Here is an 18,192-nt window from a genome sequence, read left to right as displayed (position 1 = left end):
TCCTTTGACTTGATCCTGGTCTCGCGACCCTGCCGTCCGCTGACCTGTCAGTCAGCTCTGCAGCCACCAATTGAGCAGCGTTTCATCATCTTCATCATCAATGTTTTTATAGATATTGGCGTAATACCATTCGAGTCCGGTTTTCTCGCGGAACCGATCAAAAAACGCATTGATGCTGTCCATGCCATTGCTTGAGGGCACAGCCAGTGACAGGTTGCCTTCGAAAACGCCATCCAGCGTTCCACCCAGTTCATTGCCAACATCAGTTTCCAGTTGTGCAATGACGTCCTCGGGGATGTAGTCGGCGTAAATATGAATACAAAAATTCCCTCCGCGCTTCAGGACTTCAGCGTGGGTATTTTTGTTTTTTATCGAGATGACATCACCTCGAGCCAAATTCAGCGCAAGACCAGGTGAGGACAGCAGCTGATAAGTATCCTGCCCCATCGCGATTGCAGGGAGCTCCTCAAATACAGGGCCATCGTCATCTGATACAAACACCTCAATCAGAACAGGCAATTCTTTATCGTCCATATGGCGCTCCACAACTTCCACGTTCGACACACGACATCCCTTCTTTCACGTAACCGCTGTTTCCAGCACTCAGGTTACACGAAGCGCCCTCAAGATCTACGTTGACATCGGCCAGGTTGCCGCCATTCGAGGTCGCCACATTTTTATGCCCCAAGTGCATGTCATCAGGATTGCTAGAGGTATGCCCGCACCGCCAGCACTTGTACACACCCACCGGTTTGCTTTTGGCAATAAGTTTTTTGCGACATGCCGCTTGTCCTTTCCGACTACCGCCGCCGACCTTGCTCGCAGCGATGTCTTTAGCGGAGGCTCCAGCACCGTCCTTCAGCGCGCGCTTGGATGGCGGTTTTCTGACCAGACCTAAAGGGTCCACCCACTGCGTCGGGTTAGGCGCGTATTGATGAAGGTTGATACCGCCCATCAGACCTATCGGGTCTTTCGAGATGAAGCGACCTACATGGGGGTCGTAGTACCTGTAGCGGTTGTAGTGCAAGCCTGTTTCGTGATCGTGGTACTGACCCTGGAAACGAATGGGATTAGTCAGCCCGCGCCGCACTGCCGAGGCTGATGTCTGTTCTTTCACCTGCCCCCACGCTTTGTATTGAGCGCTCCAGGCGATCTCACCGTCTTGATCGGTAAGTTCCAATGGTGTGCCTAAATGGTCACACTGATACCAGGCCAGGGCATCGAACGGTTGTGCTTCAGGAGCGTGACTCCACAGCGGATCATCTTCAAGATTGTCGCCGCCGACATATTCAGGCTGACTCAACAGATCAATCGAGGCGTGTGTGAGGGCTTGAGCCACCGGTACGAATGTGCCGGGTTCATAAACGTAATGGACGGTGCGACCTGTCCCCCCATCAATAGGGGCTGGACTGCTTTCCCAGGAAAGGTTGTCCCCGTCCCACCCGTACAAGGTCAAGCCACAGCCAAGCAAGCGCTGAATGCGCCCCTGCTCATTTTTATTCCAGTGCGAACCTGCTTCAGGACGGTTCACATAATGGGCTGTGGAGTGCTTATACAACCGGCGACCCAAGGCATCGTAGGCGTATCTGACCGAAAGACGATCATCTTCAAAATGCACCAACCTATCGAACAGGTCCCATTGCAATCGACTGCGTCGACCATTGTGCCAACGCAATGTCTGGTTGCCACGATCGTCGTACTCGTAATGAGTACCGACGTATTCACGTAAAAGATTGTCTACCAACCGACTACGTGCCGGGGCCTGATCAAGAGGCCGGCGCACTTCTGTCACCTTCTCGTCGAGCAGGTTGCTGGCGGGATCGAACGCGAAGTTTTCAACGCCTAGGCGACTTGCTGCGCTGATCAGTCGCCCGACCGGATCATAACGGTAGGTAAGCGGTCCGCGACGAGTATCGTTCAGCTCGGTCAACTGGCCGACCGCATCATATTGGTACTGGCGTTTGAGCAACGTCGAATTGTCGTCGCTTCGACCGAGCAGTTGCTCCTGTAGCCGCCCTGCCGGATCCCACTTTTGCGTCTGGCGCAGGCGATTCCCTTGATAACGAGCGACTTCGCGATGTAAATCATCTCGCTCATAGCCGACCAGTTCGTGATCATCCAGTTTTAACGCGAGCAAATGCCCACTGCCGTACGTCAACCAACTCACCCGATGGCCATCCGGACGAGTCGTGGCGACACACTGATTGAGGGCATCGTACTCATGCCTCCAGATGGCAACGAGCGGTGCATCCAGATCCTGATAATGCTGGTGCTCTCTGATCAGATTACCGGCCGAATCATAAAACCACAGCAACCGGCTCTGGTCGTTCGTGGCCAAAACCATGTTGCCATTACCGTCATACGCAAAGGATTCGCTTTGAGTCGCATTGCCTAGGCTCGCATGGCGTTCAACAAGCCGCCCCATTGGGTCAAACGTCATCGAAATGATGCGTTCACCGCTGATGGCGCTCGCCAACCGCCCGCTCTCAGCGTCGTATTGATAGCGTGTGGCAAGGCCGTCGAAGCCTTTTTCCTCAAGCAATCTTCCGACAGGATCATAGTGAAACTGGGTGCGCTGCTCGTTTTCGTTTTCGAGTGCTATCAAACGGCCTAGCAGGTCCCAACGGTAACGAAGCGTTTGCTCGCAGGCGTCTACTCGCTCGGCAACCAGACCGGCCGCGTTATAGCTCCACGTCGTACAGCGATCCAGACCGTCAACATGAGCGAGCAGACGCCCTTCGGCATCACGCTCGAATCGCTCCTCGGTTTTATCCGGATGCGTTATCAAGGCGACATGCCCGGCCTTGTACTGATATTCGGTGCTTTGCCCCGCTGCATCGGTAAAGCAGATCATCTGACCGCGATCGTTGTATTCCCACTCGCTGGTCTTGCCAGAGCAATCGGTATATTTGAGAAGCTGACCGGCAACGCTGTACTCAAGCGTTTTCTCGTTGCCAATTGCATCCTTGATAGCGATCAACTGACCTGCTTTGTCATAGGCGTACTCCGTCTTGTTGCCAAGCGGATCGACCGACTCCACCAGATTACCGGCGTCATCGTAAGCTCGTTGCCACTGACCGCCTTCTGCATCACTGACCTTGATCAGTTGGTTGAGATCATCGTAGGCGTAGTGAGCGACACTGCCGTCGGGGCTGATGTGCTCGAGCAAATTACCGCGCTCGTCATAGCTGTAGCGATCGGTGGTGCCATCTGTATGAACGTGACGAATCACGTTCTTCGCATCATCGCGAAAGAACCACTCTGAACGTTCATCGGCATAGCGAATCCGGTAGGTATAGCCCTTGATGTCGTAGTAATGCCAAGTCTCGTTGCCATGGGCATCAGTGACGTAAGTCAGACGGATGTTTTCGTCCCATTCAAGGCGAGTATCGAAACTGCCGTCATCCGCCCACTCGCGCACAGCCCTGGCGTGCGATGTTTGGCCATCCCACTGCAGATTCAAACCGCGGCCGGTGCGATCGGTATACCGAGTCAGGAGGTGATGCTGATACTGATAACTCCAGGCCGCACCGTTTTCATCCTGCGCCTGGATCAAGTTGCCATGGATGTCGTATTGGTAACGACACAATTGCCGTACAGGCGCGCCGTCACGAATCTCCCAGAGACCGCTCAAGCGTCCTTGATCATCTATCAGCGTTCCGATGTGCAAGTAAACTTGCGTGACGTCACCTTGATAGGTGATCAGATCGGATAATACGAGGGCGTCCCCATGGCGATACTCGTAATGCAGCATCAGCCCGGCACCACTGCGCATCTTCACATCCGTCAGCCAAAAGGAACGACCACGACGGACATAGGTTTCCTTGCGCTCGAAACCGAAGCAAACGAGCAGTTGATCCTCAGCGGAACGAACCAGCGTGAGATTTTCAACGGGGTCATAGTGAAAGAGGCCTGGCTTGGGCAGGGGGAAATCGATGCTACGACCATCGGCTCCAAAAAAAACCAGTCCATCGTCCTTGCAGTCGAATCGGGTCGTAAACTCTGTTACCCACCGTGCCCCTAATTCGCCATTGTCAAAAGCATCGAACCGGGAGCTGTAGGTGCGCACCCACTCGATAGGAAATGGACCCGGCAGGCTGAAATCGGTATGGCTCAGTGACTCGGACCCCAACGCGAAACTGATGCTGTTGCAAGTACCCGCACAAGCACCATTTTTTTTGCCATTGGCGTTGGCGTTCGCAGGAGCCTGATGGCTGCTGGCCTCGAGTCGTCCTTCACCTGCCTTGTTCTGAGCCTTACTGGTGGCGTTGGGTTTAACGCTGGCACTCTGTCCATGCCCACGACGCCTGCGCCACGTCAACACAGCACCGCTGAGCATTTGCAACAACCAACCAATCGAATGACGCGTTCCCGGGTCACCCAACTTGCTCAATTGGGTTTTGATCTCAGGCCCCATCGCTCTCAATGAACCGGTGTGCGTCATCACCAGTTTTTTGGCCTGATCCGGCAGAAGATTCTTCGCCGCGCTGTTGGCAACCCCTTTACCCACGGCTTTGTAGGCACTGAATGCCGCCCCGAAGATATTACTGATCGCCGCTTTGGGATCGCTGAGCAGTTGATTGCCCGCCGCCGTGATCTTTTGTCCAGCCGCGCGCGCATCGCCTTTTGAATCAAGCTTGCCATTTACAACGGCCTCAAGACCCTTGGCAATTTCGGTGACTGCGCTTTCGCCGAGTTTTCCTGCATCGGCGAGAATGCCCGAGAGTTTGCCTTGAGCCTGTTTCACGAAGTCATCGATCGTGCCGACGATAGTCGCGTTCAAATGCCCGACCAGCACTTCGATCATTGAATCGCCCAACAGCATCTTGACGCTGTTACGCAATTCCTGACGTACCAGAAACAAGGTCGGACGCAAACTCATACGAGCAGCCGCCATGGTCGGAGGCGCAGGTAAAACACCGATCAGGTTGATCCCCAGGCTGACCCAATCAAGCAACTCCCGCTGCTTGCTTCTGGTAAGCGTGACGATATCGCCCAGCGCATCGACCAGCGCCATGATGTTGCCGACAACCGGCAGCGACCCGGCAACTCCTTTGATTCGATCGAGCGTGACGACACCACCGCTGATGGATCGTAGCCAGGCATCAAACCGGGCGGCACCACGACCTACGTCCTGCACGTCCAGCGTGTTGAGCGGAACGATCGCGACCTGCGGCTCGCGCTTCTTGGCAACGGCTGCCTCAGTCATGAGAGCACCTCCCCATTCAGCAGGCCAGGCGTCTTGAGCGATGGTTTGGGCAAGGACGGGGCCGGGAGGCTTGGCAGTTTGCCTGCCTTGCTCGCTGCGCCGAGGATGCTCGATGCACTCGGCAGCGCCGCACTGGCAAGTTTCGGTAACCCGGCCACCCCGCCCTGCACAGCCCCTTTCACCTGCTGCGCCGTCTGCATCGCGCCCTGTGCGGTCTGCATGGCGCCCATGCCGCTCTGCGCCATGTCCTTGCCCTTCTCCAGCATGTCCCAGTGCTTGTTCGGCAGAACCTGCGCAACCATCGCCTGCACCTGACTCGGTACGTCTTCAGTGGCTGGCGGTTTCAGCGGCCATTCCGCTTTGCCGATGTAGCTGCCCTCACTCCAGGTGTCCGCCGGATCCTTGCCGAACAACACACGCGCGGGGCCTGGTGCAGCGCCAGAAACGCTGGCGAAACCCTTGGCGTCGAGCTTGCCCTTGATGCTTTTGCCGAGGGCGTCGATAACTTCGTAGTCGCCTTCCTTGATGCCCTGGCGCCCGGCGTACTGGTTGAACAGCTCCAGATTGCCTTTGCCCGGTTTCGGCGGTTCCGGGAATACCCCGGCGAGACTTTTCGCCCCGGTGTAGGCGAAATTCGCCGCGTGCGCGGTGTACGGGCCCGTAGTGGCGTGGGTGATGCCGCCGGCGTTGTAGGTGGTGGCGCTGCCACCGCCCTGGATCACCAGTTCGGTCTTGGCGGTGATGGTGATGCGGTCGGCGTTGGCAGTGATGTTGAGTTTGGCCAGCAGGTTGATGCTGTCCTTGAGGGCCTTGACGTCGATGTCGCCGGAGGCCGCGACCAGGCGCCAGCCCATGCTTTGCACGAACAGACGCATGCCACGGCTGGCACTGGCCAGCAGGCGTTTGCCGATGGAAAAACTGGTGTGCCCGGTGCTGCTCAGCGCCAGGTGTTCGCCGGTGGCGATGTGGCTGGAGCGCGGCGTGGTCAGGGCGATGCCGGCCGGGCTGGCAAGCACCAGATGCGGCTCGGTGAATTCAGGGAATTCATTGGCGGTCATGTTCGCCGGGCCACTGCCCAGCACACCTTGATGCTGCGCGTGCAACGCCTTGGCCACATCGTCCTGATCGCCGGCCTCTTGCGCTTGAAGCTCTTTGGCCTGAGTGGCGAAACCGTCCTGCTGATCGCTCGCAGTGGCGAGGCGCTCGGCGGTTTCCGGCAGGTCCTTGTGGTGCTTCGATTCGTTCGGGCGCGGCTCGGTGGTGATCAACAGACCGGCGCCAGCACGCACCGCGCCATGGCGGTCGGTGCGCAACTCGAAACCTTCGCCACGCGGCTGCCCGCCGCTCGGGCGCGGGTGTGTCAGGTAGCCGAGGTTGATCGCACTGGCGCCGTGATCACTGCGCAGCGCGATGCTGATCTCGCTGGTGGTGTCGTCGATGCGCAGTTCGTTGGCGCGGCTGCCCTTGTATTCCTTGCTCTTGACCGTGGCCAGGGTCTTGAAGTCCGGCAGTTTGTACGGCGGCAGGTTCGCGCCGTGGTACAGGCAACCGGTGATCAGCGGCTGGTCGGGATCGCCTTCCAGGAAGGTGATCAACACCTCCATGCCGACCCGCGGAATGTTGATCGCGCCAAAGGTTTCCGCGGCCCAGTTTGAGGCCACGCGCATCCAGCAACTGGTCTTGTCGTCGTGCTCGCCTTCGCGGTCCCAGAAGAACTGCACCTTCACCCGACCGTACTGGTCGCAGTAGATCTCTTCGCCCTCGGGGCCGCAGACCACGGCGCTCTGAGTGCCGAGGACTTTCGGTTTCGGGTGATCGAGCGGCGGCCGGTACGGCACATCCCACGGGATCGCGTTGAAGCGGTTGCGGTAGCCCTGGTGGAAATCGTCCTTGTTGTCGGTGGTGTCGCTGGTCACCGACTCTTCGAGCACTTGCGGCTGCTTGCCTTCGTGGAAGATCTCGGTGAGCAGCCACAGATCGTTCCAGGTCGGGTTGGCGTGTTCGGTGAGGGCGAGAAAATGCCCGCTGACCAGAATCGGCTGATCGCTGTTGCCCTCGGCCAGACGATAGTCGCTGCGATGGCGTTCCAGTGCGCGATTGGCCAGATGCTTGCCGCGCTCGCGGTCAACGAAACGCCCCGGGTAATCGTAATCTTCCAGATCCGGCTGGGCGCTGCTCTTGGCATCGCTTTCGAGCTCGATCTTCGGTTTGACGAAGTCGTAATCACGTCGTGTGGTGCGGCTGGTGCGGGTCGCCAGACGCAGGCCGAAACGCTTGACCACTGGTTGATCGGCGACCAGTCCGGAGTCCTGCTGATAAGCTACTGGCGCCAGTTTCGGGAACACCGTCTGGTCATCGCCGAACATCAGTTTGTGGCCGCTGGCGGTGTGCTGGAAGTGGTAGTGAATCCCCTCCTCCTCACACAGGCGCTGGACGAAATGCAGATCGCTTTCGTCGTACTGCACGCAGTAGATGCGCTCCGGATAAATCGCGCTCAGTTGGAAGTGATAGTCACTGGCGAGAATGCCGTGTTCTTCCAGCACCTTGCTGATGATCTGTTGCACGGTCATCTGCTGGAAGATGCGCTGGTTGACCCGATGCGCGAGGTACGCCAGCTGCGGGCGCAGGGAGATTTTATAGCGGGTCAGGCGCTTGCCGGCCTCGCCCTGGGCGATGCTGTAGATCAGCCCGTGAATCCCCGTGCCGCTGGGCGACAGCTGCAGGAACGCGAGTTTGTGCAGCAGGCTTTCGAGGTTGATCGAGGCCTTCTCACTGACCAGTTCCAGCTCAAACTCGAAGGGGGTGTTGAGCGCCTCTTTCCCGGTGAACGACAGCACCTGGAAATCGCTGTCCGCGCCATCGATGGTCAGATTGAAATGAGGCTGATTGGCCGGTGAGAACATCCCTTGTTCCTCGCGCAATGCTGCGACGGGCGCCATTCCAAGAAGCGTGGCGCACGCAAAAAAATCTGTAGGTACAACCACCCCGGCCAGCCCACTGGCCGGGGTGGTACAACCATCAGTCGCGATTAAACGACTGGAGCACGCCAGTCATCGGAACCCGAAGTACCGGATACTTCGTGGGTCCAGGTGATTTTGCGGTAGGTGAACTGCACTTCTTCCAGGTGGGTGAAGTGGGCGTTCGACGGGTCCTGGCAGTTGTGCATCTTGTTGTTGATGGCGACGATGATCGCGTCTTCCAGTTTGGTGGTGTAGTAGTGCTCTTGAGTACCTTGAGCCGAAGTGCGGTACCACTGGATAACGATTTCGCTCATGCGCTCGCCGGAAGTCAGCGCCGCTTGCAGCAGAGGCGAAGCCTTGTCGTAGACCTTGGTGATCACCACTGGCTTGTGCACGCGCTGACCGGTTGGCTGACCGGATTGCGGATCACGCGGGATAATCACGTCGTGGGTGAAGGCCTGAACCATGACCTGGTCTTCGTGACCTTCCTGGAAGGTGTTGCCCACGGAGTCGGCGGTGAACGCGCCGGCAGTGATCAGACCTTGTTTTTCGCCAGTGACGGACATGTACGCTGGTGTTGCCATGGGGATGCTCTCCTTGCCTGAAAAAACACAACCGACAGGCACCATTGCCTGCCCGGGTACCTGCTCGGATATCAAGTTCCGTGCCAGCCATCATCTAGCCATTTCGGATCAATGGGTTGGCGGCAATACCTTCGCGTTCCGGCGTTTTAAACTTCGATAAACAGAAAAAAGTGCGCAAGAAGTTGCGCAGTACTGTGCAACTTCTTGCGCACTTGGCTGGAGGGCTTGGTTTAGAGAGGCTTGAAGGGAGTTCTCGGGTGAAATTGGCGAAGCAACTGCGCAACTTTTTGCGCAGTGGTGGTGTTTAGATTTTCGACGCTGGCGCCACCACCTCCTGCCCCGTCAACGCCGCATACGCCGCCGCGAGCAACCCCGGATTGATCCCGCAAAACACCACCGAAAGCCCCGGCGCCAGAATGTCTTCAAGCCCTTCACCCGCCATGCGCGCGCCCCTCGTTCGCAAACATTTGCAACACCACCCGCGGCAAACCCTAGAATGGCCATCCCAGCCACAGAGCCAACCACAACGATGGACGTTATTCAGACCCTGCGCTGCTTCGTCGCCGTCGCCCAGAGCGGCAGCTTCACCGCTGCGGCCGATGTGCTCGACACCACCACGACCAACGTCTCCAAAGCCGTCTCCAGCCTCGAAGCCCGGTTGCACACGCGCCTGATCAACCGCACCACTCGCCGCCTCGCCCTGACCGAAGCCGGCGTGCGTTATTTGCAGCGCGCTGAAAAAATCCTCGATGACCTGCGCGAAGCCGATGAAGAAGCCGGCACCGCGCAGACCTTGCCGGTCGGGCGTCTGAAGATCCACGCCATGGCCGCCATCGGCAACCACTATGTGATCAATGCGATCGCCCGCTACCGCGAAATTCACCCCACGGTGATGTTCGACCTGACCCTGAGCAATCGCCTGCCCGATCTGCTCGAAGAAAGCTACGACATGTCGATCGTCCTCGCCCGCGACCTGCCGGATTCCGGCTTCGTCGCGCAACGCCTGGGCACTACTTACAGCATCCTCTGCGCCTCACCGGCGTACCTGACCAAACGCGGCCACCCCGCCACACCCGCCGACCTCGCCGCGTACGACTGCCTGCGCATCGTCAACACGGTGATGCCCGCAGACAACTGGGTGTTCGAAGGCCCGCAAGGCATGGAAACGCAGAATATCCCCGACTCACCCTTCCACATCAACACCGCCGACGGCATGGCCACGGCGATCAGAAATGGCATGGGCATCGGCATTCAGCCACTGGCATCAGCCGTCGAAGGATTAGTGGGAGGAACGCTGGTGCGGGTACTGCCGCAGTACCGCCTGGAGGAATACAACCTGTTCGCGATCTACCCGTCGCGCAAATTCGTCGACGCCAAAATCAAGACCTGGGTGGAGTTCCTGAAAACCGCCATCCCGCAACTGCTGGCATCCGATGAACACATGGCCGGGGCCAAAGAACTCGCCAACGCTTAGTGCCGCAGACCTGGAGTGGCGACCCTCCAGCGCCTGCACCGACATCAACCGTTGGAACAACCGCTGCCCATCACCTGGTATTGCACGACATGCCGCGCACCGGTCGAGTCGTCATAAGTCATCTGCACCGGCACCGCACCGCACTGATTGGCCGCTTCGGAGATCGACACCACGTGGGCGATGTCTGCTTGAGCAGCGGCGTTGTAGGCCTCGACTTGCGCGGTCTCGTCAGCTGCAAACGCCTGCGCGCCGATACCACCGAAGACCAGAAGAAGAGCGATTTTTGCAACTTTCATGATGTTCACCGTCTCGTGGGGAACCGTGTTTGTTCACGGAGTGGAGACGATGTTAGGGGTTCAAGCGCACGGCAAAAATCGGTCGGTTGGACAAACACTGTGTCCAGAATGGGGATGAATAAATCCACACACCGTGGATGCCCCTTCGCGAGCAGGCTCACTCCTACAGGTTTTGCGCCGACCACACCATTCCAGAACACCGCAAAACCATTGTGGGAGCGGGCTTGCTCGCGAAAACGCCAGCCCAGTCAGCGAAAAACCCAAGTCTACCGCCAGTTCAAAAACCGCCTAGCCATGGCCGTTTTCAACCACCAACAGGCAAACCACTCATATCAGGCCGTTATCACCCCCACATTGGGGCTACAAGCGCCCGCGCATTTGCCTACAAATCTTGCGGAAGTGGCTGGCTTGTAGGCTTTCCGAAGCAGTTCTATCTTTCTCCTCGCATTGCCGTCGACCAATCTGCGCCCATCCCGCCCAAGGCAGTAAGCCGTCCTAAACATTCAGGATGTGCCAAACCCTTGGGCGTTTCGCTGTCCGAAAGGCACCCAGCTCAATCAGACAAAACAAAAAACGGTGGTGAGAGGATTTAGCGAAACATCGCAGCGTCCCGATGGGCCGCGACCTGCCCCAAACCCCAAACTCACCTACTCCAGCCCAAGCCCCGCACGCCCCAGCGAGTTCAGACGCTCCACAGCAAAACGCTCCTCCCACGACCGCTCATAATCCTCACGCGGAAAATCATCCGGCGAAGCCCCCTGCTCAAACGCTCTGAACACATCCCGCGCATACCGCAGATTCTTCGGACACATCGGCGCCGCCGGCACGTACATCACGTTGCCCCAGCCCTGCTGGTTCTGCACCGGCGCGACGCCATGGATCACATCGCAATGCCACCACACCGAATCACCGGCCTGCACATCCGGAATCGCACTCAGCCCCTCCACCAACAACGGATGCCATTGCGCCGACACCGGCAGCACCTTGCCCGGCGCCACCCCACACAACTCGTCTTCGGGCACGTCATCAAGTAGCGGCCGCAGCAGCAGGTAGGCCATCGCCTTGGGGATCGGCACGGTGTGCAGCACGCCTTGATCGGCCTGCATGTCCGACAGCGCAGTCCAGCCCTGAAACGTGCGAAACGCCGAGCACTTGACCGTGTCCTTGTAGGCGTATTCATCCACCTCGGTACGAAACGCCGCATCCCACGGGTCGTAGGCCGCGAAGTCGTTGCTGTAGATGTTGTCGAAGACTTTCAGATACGCCGGATGCAGCCAGCGCTCCAGCGCCCCGGAATCGGTGTGCGGGCCAAGGCCTTTCGAGTGTGTGCCCGGCGGACGTCGGCGCACCCGATCCGGATACAGCGCATTGATATCCGGGTTGAACCAGTCCTGGCCGTGCGAATGAGTCTTCCACAATCGATTGAGAAACGCCTGCGCCGTGCCCATCCGCTCATGCTGGCGCAGCTGCATTTGCGCCGCCGACCAGTAGATCGGAAAAATTTCCGGCCGCGACGCCTCGAGATTGCCGAAAAACTGGTCAATCGGCCCGCGATACAGCGCATCGAATCGATTCTTGTCGAGGTAATCCAGCAAGCCCTGGTCCCACTGCAGCACCTGCTCGCGGGGGAAGTGATTGCGGATCACCACGCAGCCGCGACGCTTGATCAACGCCAACTGCTCGGCAGTCACTGTGCCGCCGGCGATGTCAGCGAACTCCAGCACCGGCCAGGCCGACCCGGTCTGCCCCTCCTGCACTTTGATCGACGCAATTTCGCCGGCAATAAACTCACTGACCTCGGCGAACAGCCCCTGTACATCGCCGATCTGCGCGCGCAAGGTGCGTTTCATTTTGACGATGCTGTCGCGGTAGTTCTCCGGAAGCGTTGCGCTCTCGAATGCCTGGTATTTGCTCATCGGGGGACCTGCAGACCTTATTGTTGGTGCAGGTATGGGACCACTTCCGAGGGTGGCGGCGGCATCCTGATTTGCCGCGTCGACTAATACGATTGTGGCGTTTAAGCAGCGCGCCGCTTACAGAAAATGATGACCGTGCTGACGACGAAACTCTGAAGGTGTCAGCCCCTTCAACGCCTTGAACTGCCGATTGAACAGCGCCAGCGACGAATACCCCACTGCCTCGGCAATCCACGAAACCGTCGAGTGCCCCTGCATCAACAGCGCGCAGGCGTGTCCGACTCTTAGCCGCACGATGTAGTCCAACGCCGTGCTGCGCGTATGACGACGGAACATCCGATGGAACGCCGACACACTGACGCACGCCATCTCGGCCAATGCGGGAATGCTGATCGCCTGGGCGTAGTGACCATGCAAATAATCCAGAACCCGATGGATGCGCGGGTCTTCAACAACCTGACTGCCAACCTGCAAGTCCGGCGCCGACAGGATTCGCCTGGCATCGACGTCCCGCGTCAGTTTGTTCAACACCACCAGCAACGCGATCAACCGCTCGGATGGCTCCTGCTCGACCATCGCCTCGATCAGCGGCCGAATCTCCCGCGACGCCACCGCACTGAAACTCAACGCCTGCCGCGCTGCCGCGAGCAATTGCCGCAACGAACCCAACTCCGGAAACAACGCCACCAGCGACTCCGCCCACGCCACCGAAAACCAGATCACCAGCGCTACATGCGGTTGCCCGGCATCGACCCGCTCAGCCGACGACCAGCTGTGCGGCACGTTTGGCCCGACCAGAATCAGATCGCCGTCATCGTAAGGCGCGACGTCATTGCCGATATAGCGATGGCCACGACTGTTCAAGGTCAGCGTCAGCTCGTACTCGGGATGGTGATGCCATTCGAACGGAATCGCCTCCGGCAAACGCCGGTTCAGCAGTGTCCACGAGGCAGTGGCTTCGGTGGGGATTTTTTCGAAACTGGGTTTCATGGTGATCGATTCTGCTCTTTGGCGTGGGTGGCGCGCCACGATCGTATCACCGCGATCGAAATGCTCAAGCCGCGAATCGGTCAGTTTCTCGCTCGTGTTTAAGGTTTTGCCAGAGCCGTTTAAAGACACCCAGTGTTACGTCATCCCAGGCTACAACGCCTTGCGCCATTGCCTACGACTACGCCAGAATCCGCCGGCTTGTGCGCCCAGGGTGCGGGTTCTATCGTGGGTCGGTCGCTGAAAAGCAGCGATCGGGTTTGGTAGCCCGGTTTCACACATGGCGCAAAACGTCACCTTACGCAGATGCCTTCTGGCGGCTGTCTTAATGGTGGCCATGCGCAGGGCGCTTTCGAGCGCGCCGGTTTTTCCATGTGTGCCGGTCTACCAACCTTCGTAATGGCCACCACCCTCGTTTGGTAGCGAATGTGATGGTTCCCTTAGCCACATATGGAGCGTCATCATGTTCAAAGTCACACCGAACCCGCCCGAGACCGAAACAGTCTCCCCCTACGAATCCCCCGATTCCCGAAAACTCAGCGAAGCCGCCGAACGCGCCCTCGACCACTACCTCAACCCCGCCAGCCAAATCATGGCCACGCCCTACACACCCAACGCCATGTTTCTAGCCAACCCAAAAATCGCCACCGAGGAATTGCTGGCGAACGCCAGTGAATCACTGGGTTCGGCGACGGTGATGTTGGGGGATGTCGCGGCGCTGGTTGAGGGGCCGATTCGCAAGACGCTGCTGGGCATTGCGCAGGTGGTGATGCTGGGGGAACTGGCGGTGAATCAGGCGTTGGATAATGTTGTGCCGACGCAATAACTCGTAAGACCTCTGTGGCCGCTAGCTAGCTTGGTGCCACGGAGGGTATTGCCTAGTGGACATCAACACGAACGGTTCGAAAAGCTACCTGCCACGAGCCAAATTCAACGGAAATCTACATTGAAAATAACAACCGCTACTCGTTTCGATGATGTCGACCATGACGCTGGCTATGAATACCGTGGGGTTAACTACGTCATCCAGAACGGCGAAGACACTTTTATGATCCGAACCTACGACGATGAGCCCGGCAAGGCTACCGTGGTGCATCCAACAAGCATGTCCAAACACTCAAGTCTCAGGGTACTCGTTGGTTTTCTACAATCTGAGCTAAGAGTATCCAGAGTATCCCTCTACAAGGGCGAACTCGGGACCTATGCCAAAATCGATCTCGACAGCCTGGAGTTTCCCTCAGCCTGAATTTAGTAATGACGGCAGCGGCCTATTACGCTCTGCAAAAAAGTTCGGGAACGAGATCAAAAAGTACGAGTACGCGCGAAAATCTCGTTGAACGAGACCTTCACCTCGGGCATCCTTCACGGCGATTTTTCAAGGACGATTTATTTTTATGAATGCCCCGCGTACGGAAGCGCCACCGCGCCACAACTCCTCAGATACGCCCCCGCATTTCAGAACTGAAAGCCATCCCTTCTTGGGCGACGGCTACGTAGAGCTGCTGCTCGTAAAAACAGCAATCGCCTAATCAAACTGCCGCCCAACGCTCGCTCGAGAATCTCGAGCTCGCCTACTCACATTTCGAAACGGAACCTCCCATGAGTGGAAAACCAGCTGCTCGCGTCTCAGACCCCACCAGTTGCCCACTTCCAGGACACGGTACCAATCCTATTGCCAGCGGCTCGCCGAACGTATTCTTCGACGGCCTCGCAGCTGCTCGCATGACCGACAAATCCGCCTGCGGTAGCCCAATTACCGGGGGCATCAGTTCGACTGTATTCATCAACGGCCTGAACGCCGCGACAGTAGACAGCACCGGAGGCCACGGCAACATTGTCATTGGCGGCTCCGGCACCGTCATCATCGGCGACACCGTTGTATCAGCGCCCTTCAGCGGTTTACTGCCGATGCCGGTGCACTTCAGCGACAAGATCAAACTGGTCGACGGCACGACCGGCGAGCCAATGCCTAATCACGGTTACGCCATCCAACGTGAGGATGGAAGCCTGGAACATGGCGTTAGCGATTCAATGGGCTTCACCCATATGGTGAGTTCGCACTTGGCAGAAACCATCAAAATCTTTCTGGAAGACTAAGTAATGGCCGCAGAGCAAATTGTTCTTCCAAACGGCAACACCGCAAGCCTTGCGGCAACGAAAACATTGACCGCTGCAAATGACTCAACCGTCAAAGCAGTACCAGTTCCGGAAAAGAAAGCCATCGTCTTCTTTATCGGTGGCGCCGCAGACCAGGAAAAGTATTATTTCCAAGGTGCCTATCACAACATCGATGCCGCAAAAAATCTGCTTGATAACAGAATAAGCCCAAACGCAAAACTGAAAACCAAATACACCAGCTGGGCCAGAGGCTACAACGACGCCAAAGGTTCCGGAGACATCAAAACCAACTTCATCGACAAAATACCCAGCAAATCAAGCCCCGTGTATATCGTGGGTCACAGCTTGGGTGGATGGAACGGAGCACATCTTTCTAAAATTTTATCTGAAGCGGGTTACAGCATTAAATTTCTGGTGACACTTGACCCTGTCGGCGAAGGTTTTTGGGTATGGCTGGGCTCGGATATCTACATGTCAGAGCCGCAACCTGTCGCAGAGACCTGGATTAACATTCGAGCCAACTCAAGCAAACCCGACTCTTCTGACAGCGTCGCTGATTTCGGCGAGCGCTGGAATATAAAATCCGGTCCGACTATGAACAAAACCATCGATATCCACCACGCCTCTGCAGATTGGATGTTCATTCAGCCGGTTCAGGAAACAAAATCAGCGCTCGATCTGATTTTTGACTCCATCAATGGTATTTTCGGTTAATGAATCTATATCGCTGCTTCGTCTACCTGACATTACTTCTCTGCGCTGGCTGTGTAAAAACAGCCAACATCCCGCCCGCCGATCTTACTTTGTCGTCTTTCGAATTAGGGCCGAATAATCTTTTTACTGTGAAATTTACTTCAACAATAGATTTGGCTAGCGCATTCAATGATTTCGAAAACTCTAATCAGCTCACGCCAACGCTGACCTGCTCGTTAGACGGCGACATGAATTTTTCGTCCGAGCATTCAATCAATATAAAGGCTGAAGGCCTGGTGAATGCGAGCAGCCAAGCCAGACCAAATCACACCTTCACTTCAGAACTTGTTTTTTACAATACAAGACCCGATGGGACGCAACTCGACCTGAATGATTACGAAGCCGTCCGACCGCTACTAGCCAATAAAGCTTTCATACCCTGCAAGGTACGCATTACCGCGTATGGATATAAAACCTATTACACAAAGTCATTGATCATTCCAACCATGAAAATGACAGAGCAGATATTTAAAAACCCTTAGTTTTTTTAGATGCAACCTAAGCAAGCACTTACCTGAAGTATCTGCCCGCTGCTGCTGGATATACCTGGGGGTTATTGGCCGTCTCCAGTGACTCAATCTCCCGTCACAAACCTGTCACCCCCAACCTGCTAACCTCCCCTGCGCCTCTCCCCACTTACCCAAGAGCCCCAAAAAAAGGTGCCCCAAGGTGTACTCCGTCGCCCCACCTCGCCAAAAAATCATCCTCCGCTCCGAAAACCTCCACTCCGAAGACTTCGGCGCCCTCTTCTCCCGGCTCTTCGGCAATCGCTACGCCGACACCCCGCCGATCCCCTCCAACATCATCATCGGCGGCGTCTACGGGCGGCACGACGGGGTCAGTTTCCGGCGTATGCATTACCACGGTGATTTCACCGTCACCTTCCCCGACCCGCAGGACGAGATCACTTTTGTGATTCCCACGGCGGGCAAGATTGTGTTCAACCACCGCACCGAGTCCGTCGGTGTGGCGCAGGTGGGGTTGGCGATTGATAAGGCGGATATCCGTTCAATGCGTTTTCTCGACAATCACGCGCAGCACGGGATTTCGGTGAATCGGGGGCAACTGACTGAGCGTTTGGCGGCGTTGTTGGGGCGGCCGGTTGTGCAGAAGATTGTGTTTGAGCCGGTGGTGGATCTGCACTCGGCGGCGTTTGGCGGGATCAAGGCGTTGATTGATCTGGCGACGGGGACGGAGTTTGATCTGTTGCTCAATAGCGGCACGCTGATGCCGTCGCGGTTGCGTGAGATGTTGATTGATGCGGTGCTGGAGGCGTGGCCGCACAATTTTACCGAGGCGTTGCGCCAGCCGGCGCCGAGGGTGACGCCGCGGCATGTGAAGTTGGCGGTGGAGTTTATTCAGGCGCATCCCGAACAGTTGGTGAGTGGGGTTGAGTTGGCGCGGTTGAGCAATGTCAGTCAGCGCGCATTGCAGGAGGGCTTTCGGCGGTTTGTCGGGATGTCGATTGTGGCGTATCAGCGTCAGGTGCGATTGGAGCGCGCTTTCGAGGCGCTGGGGCAGCGGCATTCGGCGTCGGTGACGGAGGTGGCGTTGCGCTTTGGCTTCAGTAATGTCGGGCGGTTTTGTCAGTATTTTCAGCAGGCGTATGGGGTGAGTCCGGCGCAGATGAGGGGGCGGGGTTGATTGGTTTATCGACGGGAATGCTGATGGGTCAGTTGATGGTGATGTTGGCTGACATGACGCCTTCGCGAGCAGGCTCGCTTCCACAGGGTTAGTTGGTGGACTCAAGATTGCGGCTGGTCGGTGCCGTGGGGTTATGTGCTGGGCTCAGGGTTGGCGGCTGGCCGGGATCTGAATGTGGGAGCGGGCTTGCTCGCGAATGCGGTGGGTCAGCCAAGGTGATGGTGACTGACATGGCCTCTTCGCGAGCAAGC

At 57.4% G+C, this 18,192-nt stretch carries 14 protein-coding genes and 1 pseudogene; 7 read left to right on the top strand and 8 right to left on the bottom strand.

What is annotated here, in order from left to right; genetic code table 11:
• Positions 1-51: 51 nt before the first annotated feature.
• From V3W27_RS21370 to V3W27_RS21350, 5 genes and pseudogenes are all read right to left on the bottom strand, one after another.
• Positions 52-534: a DUF4265 domain-containing protein gene (locus V3W27_RS21370; protein ID WP_097089968.1), complete on the bottom strand. Its 483-nt coding sequence runs from the start codon at positions 532-534 to the stop codon at positions 52-54.
• Positions 524-5,209, bottom strand: coding sequence for an RHS repeat-associated core domain-containing protein (locus V3W27_RS21365; RefSeq protein WP_330207464.1), 4,686 nt, complete (start codon positions 5,207-5,209; stop codon positions 524-526). The genes V3W27_RS21370 and V3W27_RS21365 overlap by 11 nt, the downstream gene beginning before the upstream one ends.
• Positions 5,206-8,112, bottom strand: coding sequence for a type VI secretion system Vgr family protein (locus V3W27_RS21360; protein ID WP_330207463.1), 2,907 nt, complete (start codon positions 8,110-8,112; stop codon positions 5,206-5,208). The genes V3W27_RS21365 and V3W27_RS21360 overlap by 4 nt, the downstream gene beginning before the upstream one ends.
• Positions 8,113-8,237: 125 nt before the next feature.
• Entirely contained in the window at positions 8,238-8,753 is a 516-nt protein-coding gene (locus V3W27_RS21355; RefSeq protein ID WP_027613808.1) for an Hcp family type VI secretion system effector, read from the bottom strand.
• Positions 8,754-9,108: 355 nt separating this feature from the next.
• Positions 9,109-9,195, bottom strand: a pseudogene (locus tag V3W27_RS21350) (G/U mismatch-specific DNA glycosylase); the annotation flags it as partial.
• Between the two features lie 87 nt (positions 9,196-9,282).
• Between V3W27_RS21350 and V3W27_RS21345 the strand changes: the two are divergent.
• Positions 9,283-10,227 carry a LysR family transcriptional regulator gene (locus V3W27_RS21345; protein WP_330207462.1) on the top strand — a complete coding sequence of 315 codons (945 nt, stop codon included), beginning with the start codon at positions 9,283-9,285 and terminating at the stop codon, positions 10,225-10,227.
• 44 nt (positions 10,228-10,271) lie between these two features.
• On the opposite strand, the gene V3W27_RS21340 is transcribed toward V3W27_RS21345, so the two are convergent.
• The 3 genes from V3W27_RS21340 to V3W27_RS21330 form a co-directional block, all read right to left on the bottom strand.
• On the bottom strand, positions 10,272-10,523 hold the full coding sequence (locus V3W27_RS21340) for a DUF2790 domain-containing protein (RefSeq protein WP_330207461.1): 252 nt from the start codon (positions 10,521-10,523) through the stop codon (positions 10,272-10,274).
• A 647-nt stretch (positions 10,524-11,170) separates the two neighbouring features.
• A complete protein-coding gene (locus V3W27_RS21335; RefSeq protein WP_330207460.1) occupies positions 11,171-12,439 on the bottom strand; it encodes a DUF1479 domain-containing protein in 1,269 nt (422 codons plus the stop codon).
• A 117-nt stretch (positions 12,440-12,556) separates the two neighbouring features.
• Positions 12,557-13,429: an AraC family transcriptional regulator gene (locus tag V3W27_RS21330; RefSeq protein ID WP_330207459.1), complete on the bottom strand. Its 873-nt coding sequence runs from the start codon at positions 13,427-13,429 to the stop codon at positions 12,557-12,559.
• A 460-nt stretch (positions 13,430-13,889) separates the two neighbouring features.
• Between V3W27_RS21330 and V3W27_RS21325 the strand changes: the two genes are divergently transcribed.
• The 6 genes from V3W27_RS21325 to V3W27_RS21300 all read left to right on the top strand — a co-directional run bounded on the left by V3W27_RS21325 (position 13,890) and on the right by V3W27_RS21300 (position 17,941).
• Positions 13,890-14,252 carry a DUF6124 family protein gene (locus tag V3W27_RS21325; protein WP_247269043.1) on the top strand — a complete coding sequence of 121 codons (363 nt, stop codon included), beginning with the start codon at positions 13,890-13,892 and terminating at the stop codon, positions 14,250-14,252.
• A 120-nt stretch (positions 14,253-14,372) separates the two neighbouring features.
• The gene (locus tag V3W27_RS21320; protein WP_247269042.1) at positions 14,373-14,672 is read left to right on the top strand and encodes a hypothetical protein; all 300 of its coding nucleotides are present in this window, start codon (positions 14,373-14,375) and stop codon (positions 14,670-14,672) included.
• A gap of 353 nt (positions 14,673-15,025) precedes the next feature.
• Positions 15,026-15,523, top strand: a complete 498-nt coding sequence (locus V3W27_RS21315; RefSeq protein WP_247269041.1) for a PAAR domain-containing protein — start codon at positions 15,026-15,028, stop codon at positions 15,521-15,523.
• A gap of 3 nt (positions 15,524-15,526) precedes the next feature.
• Positions 15,527-16,258, top strand: coding sequence for an alpha/beta hydrolase (locus tag V3W27_RS21310; RefSeq protein WP_247269040.1), 732 nt, complete (start codon positions 15,527-15,529; stop codon positions 16,256-16,258).
• Positions 16,258-16,779, top strand: a complete 522-nt coding sequence (locus tag V3W27_RS21305) for a hypothetical protein (protein ID WP_330207458.1) — start codon at positions 16,258-16,260, stop codon at positions 16,777-16,779. The genes V3W27_RS21310 and V3W27_RS21305 overlap by 1 nt, the downstream gene beginning before the upstream one ends.
• 187 nt (positions 16,780-16,966) lie before the next feature.
• The gene (locus V3W27_RS21300) at positions 16,967-17,941 is read left to right on the top strand and encodes an AraC family transcriptional regulator (RefSeq protein ID WP_330207457.1); all 975 of its coding nucleotides are present in this window, start codon (positions 16,967-16,969) and stop codon (positions 17,939-17,941) included.
• The last annotated feature ends 251 nt before the right edge of the window (positions 17,942-18,192 follow it).

Source organism: Pseudomonas sp. AM14(2022), assembly GCF_036346455.1.
Classification (GTDB): Bacteria; Pseudomonadota; Gammaproteobacteria; order Pseudomonadales; family Pseudomonadaceae; genus Aquipseudomonas; species Aquipseudomonas putida_A.
This window is presented reverse-complemented; position numbering and strand designations above follow the sequence as displayed.

Coding starts and splice junctions, on each gene's coding strand:
- V3W27_RS21310 (WP_247269040.1), top strand. CDS start 15,527: ATGGCCGCAGAGCAAATTGTTCTTCCAAACGGCAACACCGCAAGCCTT.
- V3W27_RS21360 (WP_330207463.1), bottom strand. CDS start 8,112: ATGTTCTCACCGGCCAATCAGCCTCATTTCAATCTGACCATCGATGGC.
- V3W27_RS21370 (WP_097089968.1), bottom strand. CDS start 534: ATGGACGATAAAGAATTGCCTGTTCTGATTGAGGTGTTTGTATCAGAT.
- V3W27_RS21325 (WP_247269043.1), top strand. CDS start 13,890: ATGTTCAAAGTCACACCGAACCCGCCCGAGACCGAAACAGTCTCCCCC.
- V3W27_RS21315 (WP_247269041.1), top strand. CDS start 15,026: ATGAGTGGAAAACCAGCTGCTCGCGTCTCAGACCCCACCAGTTGCCCA.
- V3W27_RS21355 (WP_027613808.1), bottom strand. CDS start 8,753: ATGGCAACACCAGCGTACATGTCCGTCACTGGCGAAAAACAAGGTCTG.
- V3W27_RS21305 (WP_330207458.1), top strand. CDS start 16,258: ATGAATCTATATCGCTGCTTCGTCTACCTGACATTACTTCTCTGCGCT.
- V3W27_RS21330 (WP_330207459.1), bottom strand. CDS start 13,429: ATGAAACCCAGTTTCGAAAAAATCCCCACCGAAGCCACTGCCTCGTGG.
- V3W27_RS21365 (WP_330207464.1), bottom strand. CDS start 5,209: ATGACTGAGGCAGCCGTTGCCAAGAAGCGCGAGCCGCAGGTCGCGATC.
- V3W27_RS21340 (WP_330207461.1), bottom strand. CDS start 10,523: ATGAAAGTTGCAAAAATCGCTCTTCTTCTGGTCTTCGGTGGTATCGGC.
- V3W27_RS21335 (WP_330207460.1), bottom strand. CDS start 12,439: ATGAGCAAATACCAGGCATTCGAGAGCGCAACGCTTCCGGAGAACTAC.
- V3W27_RS21345 (WP_330207462.1), top strand. CDS start 9,283: ATGGACGTTATTCAGACCCTGCGCTGCTTCGTCGCCGTCGCCCAGAGC.